Below are 18,466 nucleotides of genomic sequence, written 5' to 3'. Positions count from 1 at the left end.
GGGATACGGGAGGAACGGAAATGAAGTTGGCGGAGTTAATCATTGAAAACTTCCGGGGGATCGGTCCGCAGGGCGTAAAGGTGAAAATCGATAATATTATCGTACTGATAGGTAAAAATAACGTCGGCAAAACCACTGTCCTATCCGCCTATGAGGCTTTTGCGTCGACGGGTGCGCCCTTGAAACTGAAAGATTTTTATAATGAAAATATCAATAATAAACCCGTCATTACCGGGATTTTTGTGGATGTTGAAGAAGGGGAACTGGCCCAAAAGTGGATCCATGACGACAAGGAATCCGGGTACAAAAATTGCATCAAAGCGCAATACCGCTGGTCCTCGCCTGATGCGGGCGGTGAGAAGTTCTCTTTTAATCCCGCGACTGGGGAGTTCGAAAAAGGGGGTATGGGCGGTTTTGACAGTATTCTGACGAGCAAGATCCCAACTCCTTTAAAAATATCCCCGCTCGATGATCCCACAGAATTGGAGAAAAAAATCCTCGAAATCCTCATCGATGCCATCAAACAAAACACCAAAAGGGATAATACGAAGGTTCAGCAGCTTTTGGCCGACATTAAGAAGTTAGCCGAAGACGTCCAAACGGAAATTTCGGAAGAGTTGAATCGTTCATGCACTATGGTTTCCGCAGAAATCACGAAGGTATTTCCGGAAGCAAGCATCATCCAGATTGATCCCCAGGCCGGCAAAATCGAACCGGACAAGCTAATCGGCAGCGGCAGCTTTATCCGGCTGGGAAGCAGTGAACAGCATTTAGCACCGCTTTCCAATCATGGTACGGGTCTGCAGAGAACTTTTCTGTGGTCGGCCTTAAAGATGCTTGCGGAAACCGGCAGACACCAAGTCAAAAAAAAGCCGGTCGGCGTAGGCACGAAAAAAATTCTACTATTGGAAGAACCGGAGGCTTTTCTGCATCCGTCAGCGATTCGAAGCGCCATGGAATCACTCTACACGATTGCTGAGCATTCCGATTGGCAAGTGATGATCTCCACGCATTCACCTATTTTTATCGATCTAACGAAAGACCATACAACCATTATTAGAATTGAAAAAGATCCTGGCGCTAACCATACGGTGAATAATTTTTCTACAGGTGATGCCAAGTTTACACCCGATGATAAAGAAAACTTAAAAATGCTGAATTTCTGCAACCCGTATTTCAACGAATTTTTCTTTGCAAATCATAATTTACTGGTCGAAGGAGAAACCGAAGTCACGGTTGTAAAATCACTCATGCAAACCGGGAAAATTGTACAGGACTCGGTTCACGTCATCAATTGTTTGGGCAAGGCGAATATCGTGACCGTGTCAAAAATACTCAATCATTTTAAAGTAAACTACAGTATTCTTCATGATGCGGATAGCCCGAAAATCAAAAGAAACGGCAAATACATCATAAATTCCATGTGGACGATGAACCAAAAAATGATGAGAGAAGTTGAGGCAGGGCGGGCGAAGGGCCTTAACATCAAATCCTTTGTATCCATACCGAATTTTGAAGCCGAGTACCTAGAGGGAAAGGCCGACGGTTTAAAACCGTATAATGCATGGAAAGTTTTCGCTGAGGAAGAAAATGAGGCTGCCCAAAAATTTATTACCATCATAAACAGAATCATTGGAAAAGAGCACAATTGCAGTTTAGAATACGCAAGTCTATATGAATTAACGAAGAAAGTGAGCGGATTTATTGCACAGAAAGGGTTAATTCATGATCCGCTTTGGAAAATTAGGGATGAGGATATTACGGTGGTGAATGAGTAAGTTATCGTTCAATATCCTCTTTGCATATTTACAAACCGACGGTCTGTATTTATAATAAACATATAAAATTTAAATGGTTACATGGAGGGGCGGCTTTGAAACAGGAGGAACGCAGACAACAGACAACAAGACGGCTGATTGACGCAACCAAGGCATTGATTGAGGAAAAGGGCTGCTATTCGATTACGATGCAGGACATCATGGACAGATCCGGCCTGTCCAAAGGGGCGATTTTCCATTATGTCAAAAGCAAAGACGAAATCTTTGTTTTGCTTTTGCAAGAAGTTCTCGAAGAAACCAATAGACGTTTCATGAATGAGGTTGAGCATGGCCGCCGGAATTTCGACGACCCGATGCAGAAAATCAAGGAGAGTATTATCGAGTATGAAAGCCCATATAGCATTACCAACAAAGTGCTGCTGTATTTACTCGGCAAGGAAGAAGACCCCTTAGTCGCGGAAGCGTTGAAGGAGTATTACGATCGGTCTGTATATTTATCCAAGGTATGGATTGAAACGGGCCAGAAGCACGGAGTCATTCCAGAGACGGTGGATGCGGAAAAAACAGCGGAAATGTTCACCCTGATGACGCTCGGTTTCCGCATCCGCTCAAGCATTCCGAATGTACGGGCGATTCTTAAAGCGCAGGACTTAACGGCGTTGATGACGGATATTCTAAATCCCCGCAGAGAACAGGAATAGAAAGGGGAGGGGAAAATGGGACTTTGGTTAACCTTGCATCTGATCGGCGTCTTATTGATGGTTGGAAATATCGTGACGGCGGCATTTTGGAAAATTCGGGCCGACCTGACCGGGAACCCGCAAGTCATTCACCATGCTGTCAAAAATGTCATGTTTGCGGACTATGTTTTTACCATTCCCGGGTTCGTCCTGATCGTCCTCTCAGGCGGTACTATGGCCGGATTATCGGGATTCTCGTTGTCGGGTCTAAACTGGCTTACCCTTTCCCTAGGCTTGTTTGCCGTTACCGGACTCGTTTGGCTGGCCGTTCTGATTCCAATGCAGCGCAAAATGATCCGGTATAGCGCCGAATGCATAGAGAGCGGCACAATCTCTGCGGAATACCGCCGCGCTTCCCGGATATGGGCCATATGCGGCACAGCCGCTACACTGCTGCCGCTCGTTATTCTTTACCTGATGGTGATGAAAGGATTCTGAACTGCGGGTACTCTCGAAACCGAAAATAACGGAGGTCATACGATGGAACCCCTTATTGTTCTTGTTGTCGTCACGCTTGTCATTCTCGCTCTGGGAGCCGCGGGAGTAAAACGTCTGCGCTCATGGCCTGTTGCGCTTCGGGGCGGAGTCGCCGCCATGTTTGTGTTGACCGGCACGGTTCATTTTGTATGGATGCGGGAAGAACTTATTAGCATGGTACCGCCCATCTTGCCCTATCCCGATCTAATTCCATCATGATATTCTACCTCCATACGGCGAACATAAAAGAAGACTCGGGAGGCTATAGTTTACGCCCGTAAAAATATTTTTCCCCGGCCTCCCAATTTTCTCTGAAGGATTCTCTGACATAATCGATGAAATCCTTGTAATTGTGTTCGGTGACAACGGTGCGGAACTCCCCGGGCACCTTCCGTTCGGACCCAATCGACAATAGTATTCCCAGTAATAACGCCCGATCTCTTCAACCGAAGCGCCCGAGTCCAACGGCTCTTCATAATCAATAATCGCATTGATGGCCTCTCTTAGGATCGTGGAGGTCTCGTGCACTTCTTCCCAATCCTCCAGCAAGGCCAAAAGATAAGGAACAACCTCCAGCAAAAGCGAAGTAACCTCTGCAGACGCGAAGGTATGAACAATATCCGCCGGGACACTTGCCAGAAACCGTAGATGATCGGGATTCCTTAAATCTTCATGAGTGGCGATGGAGCAGAACAACCGAATGCAAAGGTTTAATAGAGCCCGATCTTCGGTGTGATTCATTAAATGAATCAGCAGAGGTTTTTGCGAATAATCAGGTCAGCGTGCAAAAATACGCTGATAAAAAGAAAAGGGAATCGGACGCGTCCGATTCCCTTAGGTGTAGTCCGAAGACATCCACCGCTATTCTCTATATATATTATACAATTAGGGCATAAGTGATGCAATAATTTTAAGTGCTAATAAATGATTTTAATAAATTTAGCTTATTTCTGGTATCAGTGTGAAAAATTTGATTGTAAATGCTTATTGGAACCAGTGTTCGAAAGTTGTTAATCAAGATCTCAAATTTATTTACAACTTTGTTTAATTCTGTTTTGGTAACATGAAAGTTCTTAAGGAGATAAATAACAAGTATAAGATAATCAATAATAGTATGGAAATTTATGTTGGTAATTTGAGTGTCCAGTCTTAGACAAGCTAACAAAGACCCATTTGGATTGCTACTCTTGAATCTTGTATCAAATACAACATCATTATGTGCAATTGAATTTCTTAAGTCCTTTATAATATAGATAATGCTTTCAGTTAGTTTTCCATTGGCATCACAAGACTGGTTCAAATTTAGTGATGTCGAGATATTCTTCTTAATATTAATATTCGAGCAAGAAACAAAATTCCCAAATTCCCCGAGACTAATAACCTCGAATATAGCCCAAATAGGAACTGATTCGTCTTTATGATAGAAATGTTGAACAACCTGTCTGTTGTTTGTGTAATCACGTGTTAAAGTATTATAAATTTTTTCTCGCAACCCTAGCCTTTTTTTCAATGCCTTCTTATATTCATCAGATCCAGTTGCGAAAGTTTTATAATAAGTTAAACATTTATCGAATATTTCATTAAAGTTTTCAGTATTTGAGTGCTGTAAGGTTACTTCAAGAACATAATTTTTTAGTGCCGTTTCAATGAACATTATGTGAGGGTAAAAAATTGACTTCAAGTCTAGGTCAAAAGAATTAATCGCTAAAACCTGGTTGAAATCTGTATATGCAATTTTACGTGAGGGTGTATTGATAAAGCGATAACCTTTGTAACCATGATAGTAGCCGATATTTCTTAGTCTTCTTTTTTGGTGACCACCAGAAATTGCAATGTTATGTCTGTCTCTAAGGTATTTCATTAGTGAATCTATATTTTTAATTTTCGACATAATTCAACTCCCCCTCACATCCAGATTATACCACAAAGTTCCAGTGAAAATGAGGGGGCGAGTTTCGTTTGCTTAGTATTATATGTGCTTGAGTCGTACCACAAGTGAAGCAACTTCACGTACAGAAGTTTCCAAAAGTATCGACAATTGAAAATTACATAATTCCTCCATTTCTCGCCTCAGTATAGACCTTAGGTGAGTAAAAGAGAAGCTTAGTTTTTCATCTCCATCCCCCAAATTACATCCCTAGTAATCTTCGTAATCAACGCGATCTCTTCCGCCTTTCTACCACTTACCAACTTCAAATGTTCATCAAGCAAACGCTGCTTGTCCAATGCTTCTTCCGACTGAACTAGCTCCCCTGCCGGTACGTCTAAAGCCAAAGCGATTTTTTCCAATGTTTCCAAAGAAATATTGCGATCTCCACGCTCCACGCTGCCTATGTAACTGTTATGAAGCGAAGCAGCTTCTGCTAGTTGCTCCTGGGTCCAATTCTTCTTTCTTCTACATTCGCGTATTCGTTTTCCAACAATTTTTGGTAAACTCATGGATTTCCACCTCTTCTTTTAGTTTTGGCAAGGCACATATATAATTATAATAGAAATATAAGCGATTTAATAGCACTTATAAGTACAAAAAATATGAACGATAAACCGAGTGCTTGCTGTTCATTATACTTAGCTTCTGCCAGCCCCTGTGGGGTATCTGGAGAGCAAGACGGTTTTGAGCAAACGTTTGAATGTAAATTTAATTAATAAACCAATTAATTTTCATTTATTTCAGAAAATTTAAGAAATATCTGTTTATTATTGGTATATTTTGTGATATTTTAATAGTATAAGTTATACCAAATAATAGGAGATGGTAGAGAGTGTTAAGAAAAGCTAAGAAGATACTGTCGGGTTTGGCGTTGATAGTCGTTTTTGTGCTAACGTTTGCGCAATCTGCATTTGCAAGCGACCAGCCGGTTCAACTGATTTCGGCCAATCTCTATATTTACAAGTATGGCTACGTGGGCTTCAGCGGTAACGTCGAAGTAAGCAACCTCAGCCCTGAAAAAAACGTAACCATTCACTATACTCCCGGAGATGGACGATGGTACGATACGGACGCTTCCTATGAAGGACCAACGGATTCCACGCACGAACAGTGGAAGTTCCTGGTGTCGACCAACAGCATGAACAATACTCATCCGGAACTTATTAATGCCCAGACGATTCAATTCGCAATCAAATATGAAGTTAACGGACAAACCTACTGGGACAACAACAATGGACAAAACTACTCGGTCAGCCGTTACACTGATAGCTCAACCATCCTTGGTAAACCAAACGTGCTTCGAGCATACGACTCCTTATATTTGAACAATTTCGAGGGGAGCGTATACGTCAAAAACTTAAACTACAGCAAAGAGGTCAAAATCGTCTATACAACCGACAACTGGAATACAACCCGGGAAGGACACGCCAGTTACTCCATACCCGCAAACTCTGACGACAGCGTAGAAAACTGGCATTACAGCTTTAACAATATCGACTCCAGCGTTTCACAAATTAAGTACGCTATTGCCTACACCGTCAATGGACAAATTTACTGGGATAATAATTACGGGAAAAACTACACCGTAAACCGCTAGGGAAAACCGACCCTAAAAATCGCCCTTCGTCTTGCCTTCTTGGCATGGGGAGGGCGGTTTTCACTTGAAAAAGCTACATAATCGAACCACACTATACACGGACGATCGGCAGACGGTCAACGAGGAAGGGAAATAAAGTTGAAGATCAGCTTCCGCCTCTTATGAATTGAATAACCCCTACTATTGTCAACAATAGAAAAATACCCAAAATAATCGCAACGAAAGTGAGTACGATCTTCATTATTTTACGTGAGGCATTCCGAGATTGGCTTAGTTGCTGTTCAACATCGTATAAACGCTTTTTAAGCTCATGGATATCTTCCTTAATATCGTCAGGCTTGATTTCGTTGGGTAGGTTTGAATTCATCGCAACCTCCTGAGGGGATATTTGGTATCAATACCTTATTTTAATCATAAAAATTTCTTGCTGGAAGTGCAATGAAGAATACTGTTACGAAATTTGACATTACACAGTAATGCCTGCCCCCTTAAAGTTGTTTTTTTCAAGAACTTGGCTAGGATGGAGGAGCAATGTTACTTCGGTTTGAACGTTTTATGAGGGGGAAAAGGCATTCGAATATGGATTTTAAGTCATAACTCGTAGAATCCTAAAGCACGGCAATCTTGAATTTTTTTATCGAACACCCAAACCATTAGCCTTCTGTTAATAAGAGGTTGATGGTTTTCTTTATTATTCGGGCCGAACTTTAAGAATCCGTGGATAGCTCCATAAGTCGGAAGATTGATTTGCTGCACAAACAAATTAATATGAGTCCGTTCCAAGGTTTGATTCACTAACTGCTGCATGGCTTCACTCACCTTAAGAAACTCACTTTCGGGGCAGCCATAAGGAGTTATATTAAGCAAGTTATAATCCATGGGCAGGGCTTCTCCGTAAAAATAAACCGTATTTGAATCATCCAAAGGCTCTACAGAAACGTTTAGATACTTCATTGATTTTCCCTTCTTCATACTTGGAAGTTCAAGGGATTCGTGAAAGAATCTAGCGACAATTTCATTTTAGTGTATATAAGCACTATTTACAATAATAAGATGCATATCATGTTCTGTTTATGGGCACAATGCTTCTCTAATCTGATAGAGAGGTGGTAAATGTGCTGCTGAAAATCATAGGTAGACGGATTAAGCAATTGAGGAAAGAACAAGGACTTACCCAAGAACAGCTTGCTGAAAAAGCTGGGGTTAATGCATCATACATAGGAACAGTTGAGCGTGGAGTGCGTAATATTTCCATCGAAACGCTGGAGAAAATCATTCAGGGATTGGACGTGCCTTTAGCGGTTATGTTTCAGTTCCATGAAATGACGAACGTGAATTCATGGAAGGATAAGTCTGAGGTAATAGAGGTAATAAATTCGCTGCTTTATGGCCGTTCCTTGGAAGAGAACAAGCTTATTTTTCGCGTGATCAAGGATGTTTTGGATACCATGGATGTGAAGGAGAAATAGACTGGGGCGAGTGAACTGATAATGATACGGAGTTAGATACATGGACTAATAAAACCACTCCACCTGTTTAGCGGAGTGGTTTTACCGTACTAAAAAATTATTGAATCCAGGACAGCAACTTGGAATTTGCAGATTGTTTTCATTCATGTCGTGTACGCTAGTAATTGTCTCTTACCTTCCGTTAATTAGTTCCCCCTCATCTCCATCCCCCAAATTACATCTCTAGTGATCTTCGTGATCAACGCGATCTCTTCCGCCTTTCTACCACTTACCAACTTCAAATGTTCATCAAGCAAACGCTGCTTGTCCAATGCTTCTTCCGACTGAACTAGCTCCCCTGCCGGTACGTCTAAAGCCAAAGCGATTTTTTTCAATGTTTCCAAAGAAATATTGCGATCTCCACGCTCTACGCTGCCTATGTAACTGTTATGAAGCGAAGCAGCCTCGGCTAGTTGCTCCTGGGTCCAATTCTTCTTTCTTCTGCATTCGCGTATTCGTTTTCCAACAATTTTTGGTAAACTCATGGATTTCCACCTCTTCTTTTAGTTTTGGCAAGGTCACATATATAATTATAGTAGGAATTTAATCGTTTGAATAGTGCTTATAAGTATAAAAATAAATGAGAATATTTTTCTTCGGCCTCCCAAGTTCCCTCTGTTGATACCTCTCGGAAACTTGACTACACTTCTACATAGAGAGGTGAATCTCGTGAAAGACAAAAAGGTATTAAAGCTCGTAGGAGCTAGAGTTCGTGTGCTGCGAAAAGAAAAGGGGTTGTCCCAGGAAGCTTTAGGAGAGAAGGGCGGCTTCCATTTTTCATATATCGGGCAAGTTGAACGTGGAGAGAAAAACGTATCACTTGTGAATTTGGCCAAAATTGCAGAGGCTTTGGAAGTTAATTTGATCCAGTTGTTTGCTTACGTTGAAGAGGAAATGCAAATAACTCCTATGGATCATTCTATACAAGAGGTTGTGGACATGCTTCGAGAAGCCAATGATGAGAAAATGAGGTTGGCTAAGAATGTTTTAAAGGAGATTTTAAAGACGGATACCTCATCCTAAAACAGGTTAAAGAATAAGTCCGATCAATTTGACGAATCTCCCATTCCGTAATAAGTTGGAGGTAGGAAAATTCAACCATGGGCCAAAGCATGGCCACACCAAGAACGACAAGAGGCGGGCCCTATACCAAGGGGGTGGACCGTCTCTTTTTTGCATGGGGACGGGTACGGCTCAAACTCTATTACAGAATGATAGGAGCACAAACATGAATGAAGAGCTGATCAAGATGCTGCTCGCTTTTCGGGAGGAGCGGAACTGGGGGCAATTCCACAATCCGAAGGATTTGGCGATCTCGCTAAGCTTGGAGGCTTCCGAGCTGTTGGAGAATTTTCAATGGAGATCGTCCGAAGACGCGGTGTCGTATAAAAAACAAGAAATCGTCGACGAACTGGCCGACGTGCTGATCTACGCCGTGTATTTGGCTGATGCGCTGGACCTTAAGATCGAGGACGTGATCCGGGACAAAATGCGGAGAAACGCCGCCAAATATCCGGTGGACAAGGCCTTTGGCAAAATGACCAAATATACCGAGCTATAGGAGTGCAGGCAGCATGATTATTTATAGCAGCAACGCGTTGAAATTTCGGGAGTCGGTGGACCGCAACCAAATCACCGTGGAGATCGAGCGAGCATTTCTCAACAAGATGGGGATGAAACCGAGCCCGGGCGAAAAAAGAGCCTGGAACAACTCCATGCAGTTCATGGAACGAGTCATCCGTAATTCCAACATTGCCGACGATTGTGGTGTCATGATCGAATACAATATCCCGGCGACCAGCAAGCGCATCGATTTCATCGTGGCGGGGCAGGACACGGAAGGCCGGGATAACTTCGTGATCGTGGAACTGAAGCAGTGGGATGCGGCCTTGGCGACCGACCGGGAGGATGTGGTCGTGGCTTACATCAACGGCCGACAGCGCGAGATTCCTCATCCGTCCTACCAAGCATGGTCTTACCTCCAGTTTCTGGACGATATGAATGAAGCGATTCACAGTAGTGAGCTTAAGGGTTATTCCTGTGCTTATTTGCATAACTACCGCGTGCAGGAGCCTGATCCGCTAAAGAGCGAACGCTACCAAAACATCATCCGGGAAGCCCCGTTATTTACGGCGGACGATACGGCGAAGCTTCAGGAGTTTTTACATCAATACGTCGGCAAAGGAAACGGCATTAATCTGCTTTACTTCATTGAGAACGGGAAAATCCGCCCCTCCAAAAAGCTGATTGACCATGTGGACGGGCTGTTCAAAGGGAACGCCGAGTTTATTTTGCTGGACGAACAGAAGGTCGCTTATGAGACGATCATCAGTTTGGCCAAAGACATGAGCCGGAAAAAAACGATCGTTATCAAAGGCGGGCCGGGTACCGGTAAATCCGTCATTTCCATGAACGCGCTGGGCGGCTTGCTGAAGCAAAAGCTGAACGCCAAGTTTGTCGCCCCCAACGCCTCCTTTAGAACGGTCATGGTGGAGACGCTGGCGAAGCAGCAGCCGAAGAACAAAGCGCGGGTTCGCAATTTGTTTGCGGGATCAGGTCAATTTGTCGATACCCCGGAAAATTTCTTTGACGTCCTCGTCGTCGATGAGGCCCACCGCCTGAAAGGAAAAGGGGCCTACCAGTACCGCGGCGTCAATCAGATTGAGGATATTATCAAGGCCTCGAAGGTCAACGTCTTTTTCATCGATGAGTTCCAGCGGATTCGGCCGGACGACATCGGCACTGTGTCCGAAATCGAACGAATCGCTAGTACTTATGGCTCCGAAATTCACGAATACACGCTGTCGGCCCAGTTCCGCTGTTCGGGAGCTGAGGGTTTCATTAACTGGATCGACCACGTGCTGCAAATCCGTCCGACGGCCAACTTTAACGGCTGGGACCGGGAAACTTTTGAGTTCAAACTGCTTGACACGCCTAATGCCGTATATGAAGAGATCAAAGCGAAGGTAGACGCTGGGTATAAAGCACGGATGCTTGCCGGATTCGCCTGGGATTGGACCAAAGACACCGAAGGCAACCGCAACGGCGAAGTCGCGGACGTGACCATCCCGGAGCACGGCTTCCAAATGCCTTGGAACGGCCGTTCCATCTCCAGCACCTGGGCCATCCACGAGGCCGGCGTCGAGCAAATCGGCTGCGTCCATACCTCGCAAGGCCTGGAATTCGACTACGTCGGCGTCATCATCGGCAACGATCTGAAATACGATCCGGCGACGATGGAGCTCTACGCCGATTACAACGAATACAAAGACACCATGGGCAAAAGAGGCCTGAAAAACAACAACGCCCAGCTCACCAAGCTGATTAAAAACATCTATAAAGTGCTGATTTCCCGAGGGATGAAGGGGTGTTATTTGTACTGTCGGAACCCGGAGTTGAGGGAGTATTTGGAGGGGCAGTTGGGGATTACAACATAGAAAATGAAGTATTACAGGTAGTGAGGATTATTCGATGTGAACCGTACAACGAGTTGACCAACACATTAGTTTTAAGTCATCCTACAAAGTGGCTTAAAACTAATGTGTTAACGTATGTGCCCATTATACGGTGAGGAATCAAATTTCCCCGGAAAAGACTATTTAAACGCCTTCACAACCTCCTGATTTACCCGCCGCAAAATCTCAATCTGCTCCTCCGATAATCCTTCGGTACTTGCAATAAAGTGATCAATGGCTTCCCAACGTGCTGTTTCGACTTTACCTTGTTCGACGCTTAAGTAAGCAACTTCATGGAGCGAAACGTTTAAGGCAACAAGCACCTTTTCCAAATTATCTATAGAGAAATTTCGTTCTCCACGTTCGATTGCTCCGATATATCTATAGTCCAAGCCGGATATATCCGCCAAATTTTGCTGGGTGAGGCCTTTTGCATTTCGGATTGCTCTGATTCGATTCCCTAGAAAATTGCGCAATTCTGCCATTTCGTCACCTCAGTATAAGCTTAGGTGACTGGGAAGATATTATGCAGGGCAGTAAATTTAGTTTTTTATATGCAATATACTACTTATATATAGTATAATTGAATCAAAAGTGGGCATATGTGGGTGAGTACGTAGTTTCTGCAATGATTCTTACCGTAGGTTTCTGCCATTAAAGGAGGTTTACCTATGAAACTGAAAGGTTGCGGCACTACTGTATGACTGCGTCGCCGAGTGCGAAAGGTATCAGCACTCCGAACGTTTGGCGCTTAGCCGCTATCGGCTGTTTACGATCAGCCTCGGCGACGATCAAGAGGAAAATATGCGTGCGGCCGTACAATTTGAGCCTTATGTTGAGCGGTTGGAAGAAGTGGCTCAGTTGGAGGCGCTAAAGGATTTGGCGGATGTGTACGCCTCTTTGCATCAGTGGGATCGTGTTAACGGCTTGGCGGTAAAGTTGGGGGAGAAAGCGGCACTAGCTCTTCGTACTAAGCGTTTTCGCAAGATAAAACCCCAAGGCAGGGAAGGCAAGAACACGTCTACGTCCAGGCCGCCGCTTTTTTACTTCCTTTATGCTTATTTGTTAAAGGCGAATGTTTGCGACGCTCGCCAAGAGTATGATCAGGCTTTGGAATATGTTAGACGGTATGTTAATTATGAGGCGCGTAATGGCGAGGGATTGAGCGAGCAAGAGCGGCAGATTGCCGAACAGTTTCGGGATTGGGGAAAAGCGAATACTTACTTATACCGTTTGATGTCCGGTGAGGTTGAGGTGCTGGCGCATTACGCGGAATGCGTTGCTGCCAAGGAGCACGAGATGATTCCGGCGATGTACCGGATTTTGCAGGCGGCTAACCGATACCAGTTGAATGTGGATGATCTTCTGGAGCGTTTCAGACCGCATTTTGCGCTAAAAGAACGGCTCTACCGTTTTGGCAAATACAATGCGCAGATTGTGGCCGATCATTATGTCCGTTTCTTAACGGAGCTCGCTTGTTACGATTTGCATAGGCAGCGGCATGATTTGGGGATCCGGAATTTATTAGATAGTTTGGAGCTTGCCATAAGACTTAACCATGAATCCATGCTTTTTCGTTGCGTACAGTTATTCGAGCAATTCAGACACGTGGCTTCCCAGGAAAGACAGAATCAATATAAAAATCTAATTTTGTGAGGTGAAAAGAAATGAGAAGAAGCGTGTTGCCGTTCCTTATGCTTAGCTTTCTTCTTGGCACTGTGGGGAGTTTGGACAGCGGGATGGTGCAGATTCTGATTCACGGGTTGGGGGGCTAGTTAGGAGGGAGATATGAAGAGTCCCATTTTTGGGGCTCTTCTTCTTCAATAAATAAAAAAACCGATGTAGTCCGCATCAGAGCAAGTAAATGTGACGAAGCGACAAAGGTTTCCGTGTCTTACTTAACGTCCCCACGGCGTGGAATCGAGGGTCGCCTCCCCGATGATCTAAAGGTCCCTGTTATTTCTATTCCCAGTGTACGTTTGAATATTCGTAAGTGCAAATATCAAACTAATAGGAGCACTTAAGAAAAGCTCATGAATTGAATAACCCCTACTATAATCAACAGTAGAAATATACCCAAAATAATCGCAACGAATATCAGGACTGCCTTCTGTATTTTACGTGAGGCATTCCGGGATTGACTTAGTTGCTGTTCAACATCATGTAATCGCTGTTTAAGCTCATGGATGTCTTCCTTTACATCCTCATGCTTGCTTTCGTCGGGTAGGTTTGAATTCATCACAACCTCCTGTGGGAATATTTAGTATTAGTTCCTTATTTGTATCATAAGAATTTCTCGCTGGAAGTGCAATGGTAAATAAACAACTCATATTGGTCCAAAAACTATTCTAGTACCCATATACTAAATTCCTTGACACAAGCCCTAATCCTATTAGACTGGTAATTAGTGGAAACTAACCTAAGTTTATGGGGGGCTCTTTGTTGAAAAGATTATCTATTATATCTATTGTATGTGTGTTGTTATTTAGTCTAAGTGCTGTATCCGCTTCAGCGGCCGCCAATGGATCAAATGTTTTTGTCGATGGGCAGCCACTTTCCACGAAATCCATTAACCGGAACGGGGAATCATTCGTACCTTTCCGGGAAGTATTTGAGAAGCTGAATATAAACATCGGGTACGATAAGAAATCCGGTCAAACCACAGGAACCGCAGATCAATTAAAAGTAACATTTAAAGTCGGCAGCAAAACCGCATATGTTAATGGAAAAAAGAAATCTCTGAAGGCAGCGCCCTTTACTCGGAACGGCACGACTTATATTCCGCTTCAATTTGTTGGGGCAATGACGGGGTACACCGTCAATTACTCGTCGAAAGTGAATGGTATTTTAATCACAAGCCCTTCTTTTGGAGGGGCCTCATACAGCGTTGAGGGGATTGATGTATTTTTCACTTCTTATGGAACCGTCGAGATTGGTCTCAAAGCCGAAGAGGAATTAAATATGATGAGAGAACTGGCCGAGATCAAGTTGGAAAACAATGTGGCTAAGAACTCTCCGAAATACCGTATTATCGGCGAACCTCCAACCGCTGAAGAATCGAAGGATCCTGGTTATAACGGGTACCCCGATTATTTTGATGCCAATTATGTTGCTGCGGTAGATAACAATGAGAAACTGCCGCCGCTGATGAGCGAAGGTTGGATCTCACTGGCTATGCTCTCGGAAATCGAAAAAATTATTAATTTGGGCAGCAGCGATAAAAGTAAGCTTTCGATCGGTAAATATGTGGGTACTGAGGTTGTCAGATACGATATCCCCTTAACCGACGAATACAAGAACGCCAAAGAAGGCGATTTTGTATTAGGAGATTTGCGCGTCAAAAAATATAAAAATATCATGTACTTGAATCTTGAAGATTTAAAAAAGGTAGGGCTTATTGGTTCGGAAATAGAGCAGGAAGAACGCTTTGAGTTGTCCTGATTTTCTGAATCAACGGTTCGTTCGATTACAGGCGCTCGCTTGGGCGCCCTGGTTTTTTAACAGTGCTATTTCAAATTTGGCTGTCTACTCATTATCGTACTGTGAAACAATCAGTTTTCAGAGCATCTTTTTTCTGTCCTCTTCCTGTCCTCCCACTTGTCCGCTCATTGTCCTTCCCTTGTCCGCTTTAGGGCCGATGATGGCCGCCAATCCGAGATAAAATGATAGTGTCGAAAGATAAAAACTTAATACCGAACGGGGCTGTGAATGAGACTTTCACGGCCCTATTTTTTTCTCGCCGGTTTCAGAGGCAGCAGCAGGCATCCCTTCTGGGCGGGCCCTCATTGCAGCGGGTGATGATACCAGGTAGGCGCTATAGAGGAAGGGCGTTCGAACAATTGTGCAATAGAAGGGACGCCGGATGGGGCCAGCCGTTAAGTGTTCTAGAAGCGTCGGCCGTTCGATGCCGGTTGATGCGGTCCGGAATGCTGAGCCTCTGAAAATCGGCGGGAAAAACAAGCCTAAGCGAAGGCAGGTGAGCATTTGTCACAGTCGATCATGAACGACGTGGTGCAGCGCGTGGCTGCGGCGGTAGCGGCCCGGTTTCCGGATCTGCCGGTTTATACCGAGCCGAGTCCGGAAGGATTCACGGGGCCGTGCTTTTTCGTGCGGCTGCTGAAATCGGAGCAGAATCAGGAGCTGGGGCGGCGCTTTAAGCGGACCTATTCGCTTGATGTCGGGTTTTTCCCCGCGGCGGAACGCAGCCGAGAGTCCGCCTACGACATGGCGGAGCAGCTCTGCGAGCTGTTTGCGGATTTTCCGGCGGATGACGGGCTGTCGCATGGGGCGGGCATAAACGCCGAAATCAAGGACGACGGGACGCTGCATCTGTACCTGACATTCCGCCAATGGGTCTGGTCGCCGGCCAGCGAAGAGATCAAGATGAGAAAACTTCGGCAGGAGGGGAAGGTCAAAGATGGTGTTTAAGAAGAAAGCGGACAAGCCTGTGGCACCGGCGGAACGGACTTTTTCCAAGGCCCAGCTGCTGGCGGCCAAACGCTTTAGCGGCGTGGAAAAGGACATTTTGCACGTGACGCTGGAGGACGGGGCGGCCTATACGGAAGCCCAGGCCGAGCAGGCGCTACAATCATTTATCCAAAGAGGAGTGAAGGAACATGGCTAACGGCACATGGACAACGCAAAATAAAGTATCTCCGGGGGTTTACATTAATTTTAAATCGGCGGCTCGCCCGCTAGGCACGGTCGGCGAGCGCGGGGTAGCGGCTTTTCCGGCATCGCTGCCTTGGGGGCCAAGCGGATTGATCAAGCTGGAGGCGGCGACTTTTCTGCAGAACGCCTTGAAGCTGCTGGGCTTTAATGCGGCTGACGCAAGAATCCGCCACATTGCAGCGGCGATGGCGCACGCCAGCCAGGTGCTGATCTATCGGCTGGGGGCCAAAAACGCCGTAAAGGCTACGGCCGCTATCGGCAATTTGACGGCTACCGCCAAATACGGCGGCTCGCGCGGCAATGACCTGCAAATCGTCGTGCAGGCCAGCGTGGATCAACCGGACGCTTACGAAGTCCGCACGTTGCTGGAAGGCGAGGAAGTCGACGCCCAGATCGTCGGTTCGGCCGAGGCGCTCGTAAGCAATGATTTCGTTACGTTCGCGGGCAGCGGTGAGTTGACCGAAACGGCGGGAACGGCGCTGGCGGGCGGCAAGGAAGGTACAGGCGGAAACGGCGACTGGACCGATGCTTTGACGGCTTTGGAAGCGGAGGAGTTCGACGTGCTTGGTTTGCCGACCGACGATTCCGCGCTGAAGCAATTGGCCGTGGCTTATACAAAACGTCTGCGGGACGATGAAGGCAAGAAGTTCGTCACCGTCCTCTACAATTACCCGCAAGCGGACTACGAAGGGGTCATCAGCTTGAAGAACAGCGTGATCACCGCCGAAGGATTGACGGTGGAGCCCCTTTCCCTGCTGTGGGAAATCGCCGCGATGGAAGCGGGAGCTGCCGTCAATGAATCGCTCACCTATGCGGAGATTCCGAATGCGGTTGACGTAACGCCGAAACTGACGTACAGCGAGACAATCAAGGCGCTGCAAAACGGCGAGCTGGTGCTGACGGCGGCGAATGGCAAGGTGCAGATCCAGCAGGATATCAACACCTTCAAGACATTTACGCCCGAAAAAGCCAAGCATTTCAGCAAAAACCGCGTCGTGCGGGTATTGGACACGATCGCGCGGGACATTCAGCGTACTTTTGGCGCAAGTTACATCGGGAAAGTCGGAAACAACGCGGACGGCCGCAATTTGTTGAAAGGCGAGGTGCTCAGCTATCTGGGAACCCTGCAGGGTATTGGAGCGATTCAGAATTTCAACGCGGAGACCGATCTGGAAGTGCTGCCGGGCATCGACGGGGACGCCGTTGTCATCAATCTGAGCGTGCAGCCGGTGGATAGTATCGAAAAAATCTACATGACCGTCACGGTCAACTAAGGAGGACGAAAACATGGCAGGTTCTTTTTTTAATGTGAAAGATGCGATAAGCGGCAAACAGGCCAAAGCCTTCGTAAAAATCGGCGACCGGACGGAGGAGCTGTTCTACGCTAAAACGTTGGAGTCGACGATCGAAAAATCGAAAGTGGACGTCCCGACGCTGGGCAGAACGGGTACGCCGCAGCGGTCGGCCGGCTGGAAAGGCACAGGCACGCTGACCATTTATTACGTATCCTCCTTTTTCCGCAAGCTGATGGAGGACTACGTGAAGAACGGGAACGACTTCTGGTTCGATCTGATGATTACGAACGAGCAGCCGGGAAGCAGCGCGGGCAAACAAACCGTGTTCCTGCGGAACTGCAACCTCGACAGCATCATTGCGGCCAAATTCGACGCGTCCAGCGAGGATATGCTTGAGGAAGAGATTCCGTTTACCTTCGAGGATTATGACGTGATGGAATCCTTTAACGCGATTCAGCCGACCAACTAACGATTCTTTAACGGAAAAATAAAACCATTCAGGAGGAGATTCACGAATGAGCTCTTTATCTGCTTTTTTTGCGCAAAATGCCGCCGCCGGACTGGTGGAGGAAGTTGTCGTGTCCGAACGTTTCAAGGATGAGCAGGGCCAGCCGGTCCCGTGGCGCCTGCGCAGCATGACCGAGGAAGAGAACGAGACGATCCGCAAATCCTGCCAGCGCAAGGTGAAGGACAAAGGGATGGTCAGCTACGAGACGAACACCGATGAATACCTGGCCAAGCTGGCGGTCGCCAGCGTCGTATTCCCGGATTTGAAGAATGCCGAGCTTCAGCAATCCTATCAGGTGATGGGCGCGGATCAATGCCTGCGGAAGATGCTGCTCCCGGGCGAATACGCCACACTTGTGCAGAAGGTCCAGGAGATCAACGGCTTCGACAAGAGCATCAACGAACTGGCGGATGAAGTAAAAAACTGATCGATGAGGGCGACGGCGAAACGGTCTGCGCCCTCTTCGCCCTGAACCGCTACCACTTGATGCCCTGGGAGTTCGCCGCG

General features: G+C 46.0%; 22 protein-coding genes and 1 pseudogene. 16 read left to right on the top strand and 7 right to left on the bottom strand.

Translation table 11 applies throughout. The features are described 5' to 3' along the window. Positions 1–20 precede the first annotated feature (20 nt). The 4 genes from NYE69_RS01625 (at position 21) to NYE69_RS01610 (ending at position 3,214) form a co-directional block, all read left to right on the top strand. Entirely contained in the window at positions 21–1,778 is a 1,758-nt protein-coding gene (locus NYE69_RS01625; protein ID WP_340923155.1) for an ATP-dependent nuclease, read from the top strand. A gap of 95 nt (positions 1,779–1,873) precedes the next feature. Then, positions 1,874–2,479 (top strand): TetR/AcrR family transcriptional regulator, encoded by a 606-nt coding sequence (locus tag NYE69_RS01620; RefSeq protein ID WP_328269670.1) that lies wholly within the window; start codon positions 1,874–1,876, stop codon positions 2,477–2,479. 15 nt (positions 2,480–2,494) lie between these two features. Beyond that, the gene (locus NYE69_RS01615) at positions 2,495–2,956 is read left to right on the top strand and encodes a DUF2269 family protein (protein WP_124332334.1); all 462 of its coding nucleotides are present in this window, start codon (positions 2,495–2,497) and stop codon (positions 2,954–2,956) included. A 42-nt stretch (positions 2,957–2,998) separates the two neighbouring features. Next, positions 2,999–3,214 carry a hypothetical protein gene (locus NYE69_RS01610; RefSeq protein ID WP_340923149.1) on the top strand — a complete coding sequence of 72 codons (216 nt, stop codon included), beginning with the start codon at positions 2,999–3,001 and terminating at the stop codon, positions 3,212–3,214. A gap of 43 nt (positions 3,215–3,257) precedes the next feature. Here the strand turns inward: NYE69_RS01610 and imm47 are convergent. The 3 genes and pseudogenes from imm47 to NYE69_RS01600 form a co-directional block, all read right to left on the bottom strand. After that, positions 3,258–3,757: pseudogene (imm47, locus tag NYE69_RS33585) on the bottom strand (Imm47 family immunity protein); the annotation flags it as partial. 148 nt (positions 3,758–3,905) lie between these two features. Next, entirely contained in the window at positions 3,906–4,886 is a 981-nt protein-coding gene (locus NYE69_RS01605; protein WP_340923145.1) for an Abi family protein, read from the bottom strand. Between the two features lie 212 nt (positions 4,887–5,098). After that, positions 5,099–5,434, bottom strand: a complete 336-nt coding sequence (locus tag NYE69_RS01600; RefSeq protein ID WP_340923142.1) for a helix-turn-helix domain-containing protein — start codon at positions 5,432–5,434, stop codon at positions 5,099–5,101. A gap of 323 nt (positions 5,435–5,757) precedes the next feature. Here NYE69_RS01600 and NYE69_RS01595 point away from each other — a divergent pair, with 323 nt between their 5' ends. Then, a complete protein-coding gene (locus NYE69_RS01595) occupies positions 5,758–6,522 on the top strand; it encodes a hypothetical protein (RefSeq protein ID WP_340923139.1) in 765 nt (254 codons plus the stop codon). A gap of 145 nt (positions 6,523–6,667) precedes the next feature. On the opposite strand, the gene NYE69_RS01590 is transcribed toward NYE69_RS01595, so the two are convergent. Beyond that, complete coding sequence (locus NYE69_RS01590) at positions 6,668–6,889, bottom strand: hypothetical protein (RefSeq protein WP_124332336.1); 222 nt, start codon at positions 6,887–6,889, stop codon at positions 6,668–6,670. A 224-nt stretch (positions 6,890–7,113) separates the two neighbouring features. Continuing rightward, positions 7,114–7,476 (bottom strand): hypothetical protein, encoded by a 363-nt coding sequence (locus tag NYE69_RS01585; RefSeq protein WP_340923136.1) that lies wholly within the window; start codon positions 7,474–7,476, stop codon positions 7,114–7,116. A gap of 161 nt (positions 7,477–7,637) precedes the next feature. Between NYE69_RS01585 and NYE69_RS01580 the strand changes: the two genes are divergently transcribed. Next, on the top strand, positions 7,638–7,991 hold the full coding sequence (locus NYE69_RS01580; RefSeq protein WP_340923133.1) for a helix-turn-helix domain-containing protein: 354 nt from the start codon (positions 7,638–7,640) through the stop codon (positions 7,989–7,991). A 185-nt stretch (positions 7,992–8,176) separates the two neighbouring features. Here the strand turns inward: NYE69_RS01580 and NYE69_RS01575 are convergent, their stop codons facing one another. Beyond that, positions 8,177–8,515, bottom strand: coding sequence for a helix-turn-helix domain-containing protein (locus tag NYE69_RS01575; RefSeq protein ID WP_340923130.1), 339 nt, complete (start codon positions 8,513–8,515; stop codon positions 8,177–8,179). Positions 8,516–8,699: 184 nt separating this feature from the next. Between NYE69_RS01575 and NYE69_RS01570 the strand changes: the two genes are divergently transcribed. The 3 genes from NYE69_RS01570 to NYE69_RS01560 all read left to right on the top strand — a co-directional run bounded on the left by NYE69_RS01570 (position 8,700) and on the right by NYE69_RS01560 (position 11,467). Beyond that, positions 8,700–9,053, top strand: a complete 354-nt coding sequence (locus tag NYE69_RS01570; protein ID WP_340923127.1) for a helix-turn-helix domain-containing protein — start codon at positions 8,700–8,702, stop codon at positions 9,051–9,053. A 205-nt stretch (positions 9,054–9,258) separates the two neighbouring features. After that, positions 9,259–9,591, top strand: coding sequence for a nucleotide pyrophosphohydrolase (locus NYE69_RS01565; RefSeq protein WP_340923124.1), 333 nt, complete (start codon positions 9,259–9,261; stop codon positions 9,589–9,591). A 13-nt stretch (positions 9,592–9,604) separates the two neighbouring features. Beyond that, positions 9,605–11,467: a DUF2075 domain-containing protein gene (locus tag NYE69_RS01560; RefSeq protein WP_340923122.1), complete on the top strand. Its 1,863-nt coding sequence runs from the start codon at positions 9,605–9,607 to the stop codon at positions 11,465–11,467. A gap of 158 nt (positions 11,468–11,625) precedes the next feature. On the opposite strand, the gene NYE69_RS01555 is transcribed toward NYE69_RS01560, so the two are convergent. Beyond that, complete coding sequence (locus NYE69_RS01555) at positions 11,626–11,970, bottom strand: helix-turn-helix domain-containing protein (protein ID WP_340923119.1); 345 nt, start codon at positions 11,968–11,970, stop codon at positions 11,626–11,628. Between the two features lie 394 nt (positions 11,971–12,364). On the opposite strand from NYE69_RS01555, the gene NYE69_RS01550 reads away from it, so the two are divergent. The 7 genes from NYE69_RS01550 to NYE69_RS01520 all read left to right on the top strand — a co-directional run bounded on the left by NYE69_RS01550 (position 12,365) and on the right by NYE69_RS01520 (position 18,386). Beyond that, positions 12,365–13,141 carry a hypothetical protein gene (locus tag NYE69_RS01550; RefSeq protein ID WP_340923116.1) on the top strand — a complete coding sequence of 259 codons (777 nt, stop codon included), beginning with the start codon at positions 12,365–12,367 and terminating at the stop codon, positions 13,139–13,141. A gap of 786 nt (positions 13,142–13,927) precedes the next feature. Then, entirely contained in the window at positions 13,928–14,926 is a 999-nt protein-coding gene (locus tag NYE69_RS01545) for a copper amine oxidase N-terminal domain-containing protein (protein WP_340923113.1), read from the top strand. A gap of 543 nt (positions 14,927–15,469) precedes the next feature. After that, positions 15,470–15,913, top strand: a complete 444-nt coding sequence (locus tag NYE69_RS01540) for a phage tail terminator family protein (RefSeq protein WP_328269663.1) — start codon at positions 15,470–15,472, stop codon at positions 15,911–15,913. Further along, a complete protein-coding gene (locus NYE69_RS01535) occupies positions 15,903–16,109 on the top strand; it encodes a hypothetical protein (RefSeq protein WP_036618704.1) in 207 nt (68 codons plus the stop codon). The genes NYE69_RS01540 and NYE69_RS01535 overlap by 11 nt, the downstream gene beginning before the upstream one ends. Further along, complete coding sequence (locus NYE69_RS01530) at positions 16,102–17,430, top strand: phage tail sheath family protein (protein WP_328269662.1); 1,329 nt, start codon at positions 16,102–16,104, stop codon at positions 17,428–17,430. The genes NYE69_RS01535 and NYE69_RS01530 overlap by 8 nt, the downstream gene beginning before the upstream one ends. Before the next feature lie 13 nt (positions 17,431–17,443). Continuing rightward, positions 17,444–17,920, top strand: a complete 477-nt coding sequence (locus NYE69_RS01525; RefSeq protein WP_036618709.1) for a phage tail tube protein — start codon at positions 17,444–17,446, stop codon at positions 17,918–17,920. Between the two features lie 46 nt (positions 17,921–17,966). After that, a complete protein-coding gene (locus tag NYE69_RS01520; RefSeq protein ID WP_036618711.1) occupies positions 17,967–18,386 on the top strand; it encodes a phage tail assembly chaperone in 420 nt (139 codons plus the stop codon). Positions 18,387–18,466: the final 80 nt, after the last annotated feature.

It is taken from the genome of Paenibacillus sp. FSL R5-0527 (assembly GCF_038008055.1).
GTDB classification, from domain to species: Bacteria; Bacillota; Bacilli; order Paenibacillales; family Paenibacillaceae; genus Fontibacillus; species Fontibacillus macerans.
The sequence above is the reverse complement of the archived record's forward strand: the minus strand, read 5'-3'. Positions and strand labels throughout refer to the sequence as shown.

Bases quoted from the DNA above. Each gene is read 5' to 3' on its own strand.
- NYE69_RS01560 (WP_340923122.1), top strand. From the start codon at position 9,605: ATGATTATTTATAGCAGCAACGCGTTGAAATTTCGGGAGTCGGTGGAC.
- NYE69_RS01625 (WP_340923155.1), top strand. From the start codon at position 21: ATGAAGTTGGCGGAGTTAATCATTGAAAACTTCCGGGGGATCGGTCCG.
- NYE69_RS01610 (WP_340923149.1), top strand. From the start codon at position 2,999: ATGGAACCCCTTATTGTTCTTGTTGTCGTCACGCTTGTCATTCTCGCT.
- NYE69_RS01520 (WP_036618711.1), top strand. From the start codon at position 17,967: ATGAGCTCTTTATCTGCTTTTTTTGCGCAAAATGCCGCCGCCGGACTG.
- NYE69_RS01565 (WP_340923124.1), top strand. From the start codon at position 9,259: ATGAATGAAGAGCTGATCAAGATGCTGCTCGCTTTTCGGGAGGAGCGG.
- NYE69_RS01600 (WP_340923142.1), bottom strand. From the start codon at position 5,434: ATGAGTTTACCAAAAATTGTTGGAAAACGAATACGCGAATGTAGAAGA.
- NYE69_RS01535 (WP_036618704.1), top strand. From the start codon at position 15,903: ATGGTGTTTAAGAAGAAAGCGGACAAGCCTGTGGCACCGGCGGAACGG.
- NYE69_RS01525 (WP_036618709.1), top strand. From the start codon at position 17,444: ATGGCAGGTTCTTTTTTTAATGTGAAAGATGCGATAAGCGGCAAACAG.
- NYE69_RS01530 (WP_328269662.1), top strand. From the start codon at position 16,102: ATGGCTAACGGCACATGGACAACGCAAAATAAAGTATCTCCGGGGGTT.
- NYE69_RS01585 (WP_340923136.1), bottom strand. From the start codon at position 7,476: ATGAAGTATCTAAACGTTTCTGTAGAGCCTTTGGATGATTCAAATACG.
- NYE69_RS01615 (WP_124332334.1), top strand. From the start codon at position 2,495: ATGGGACTTTGGTTAACCTTGCATCTGATCGGCGTCTTATTGATGGTT.
- NYE69_RS01575 (WP_340923130.1), bottom strand. From the start codon at position 8,515: ATGAGTTTACCAAAAATTGTTGGAAAACGAATACGCGAATGCAGAAGA.
- NYE69_RS01555 (WP_340923119.1), bottom strand. From the start codon at position 11,970: ATGGCAGAATTGCGCAATTTTCTAGGGAATCGAATCAGAGCAATCCGA.
- NYE69_RS01605 (WP_340923145.1), bottom strand. From the start codon at position 4,886: ATGTCGAAAATTAAAAATATAGATTCACTAATGAAATACCTTAGAGAC.
- NYE69_RS01590 (WP_124332336.1), bottom strand. From the start codon at position 6,889: ATGAATTCAAACCTACCCAACGAAATCAAGCCTGACGATATTAAGGAA.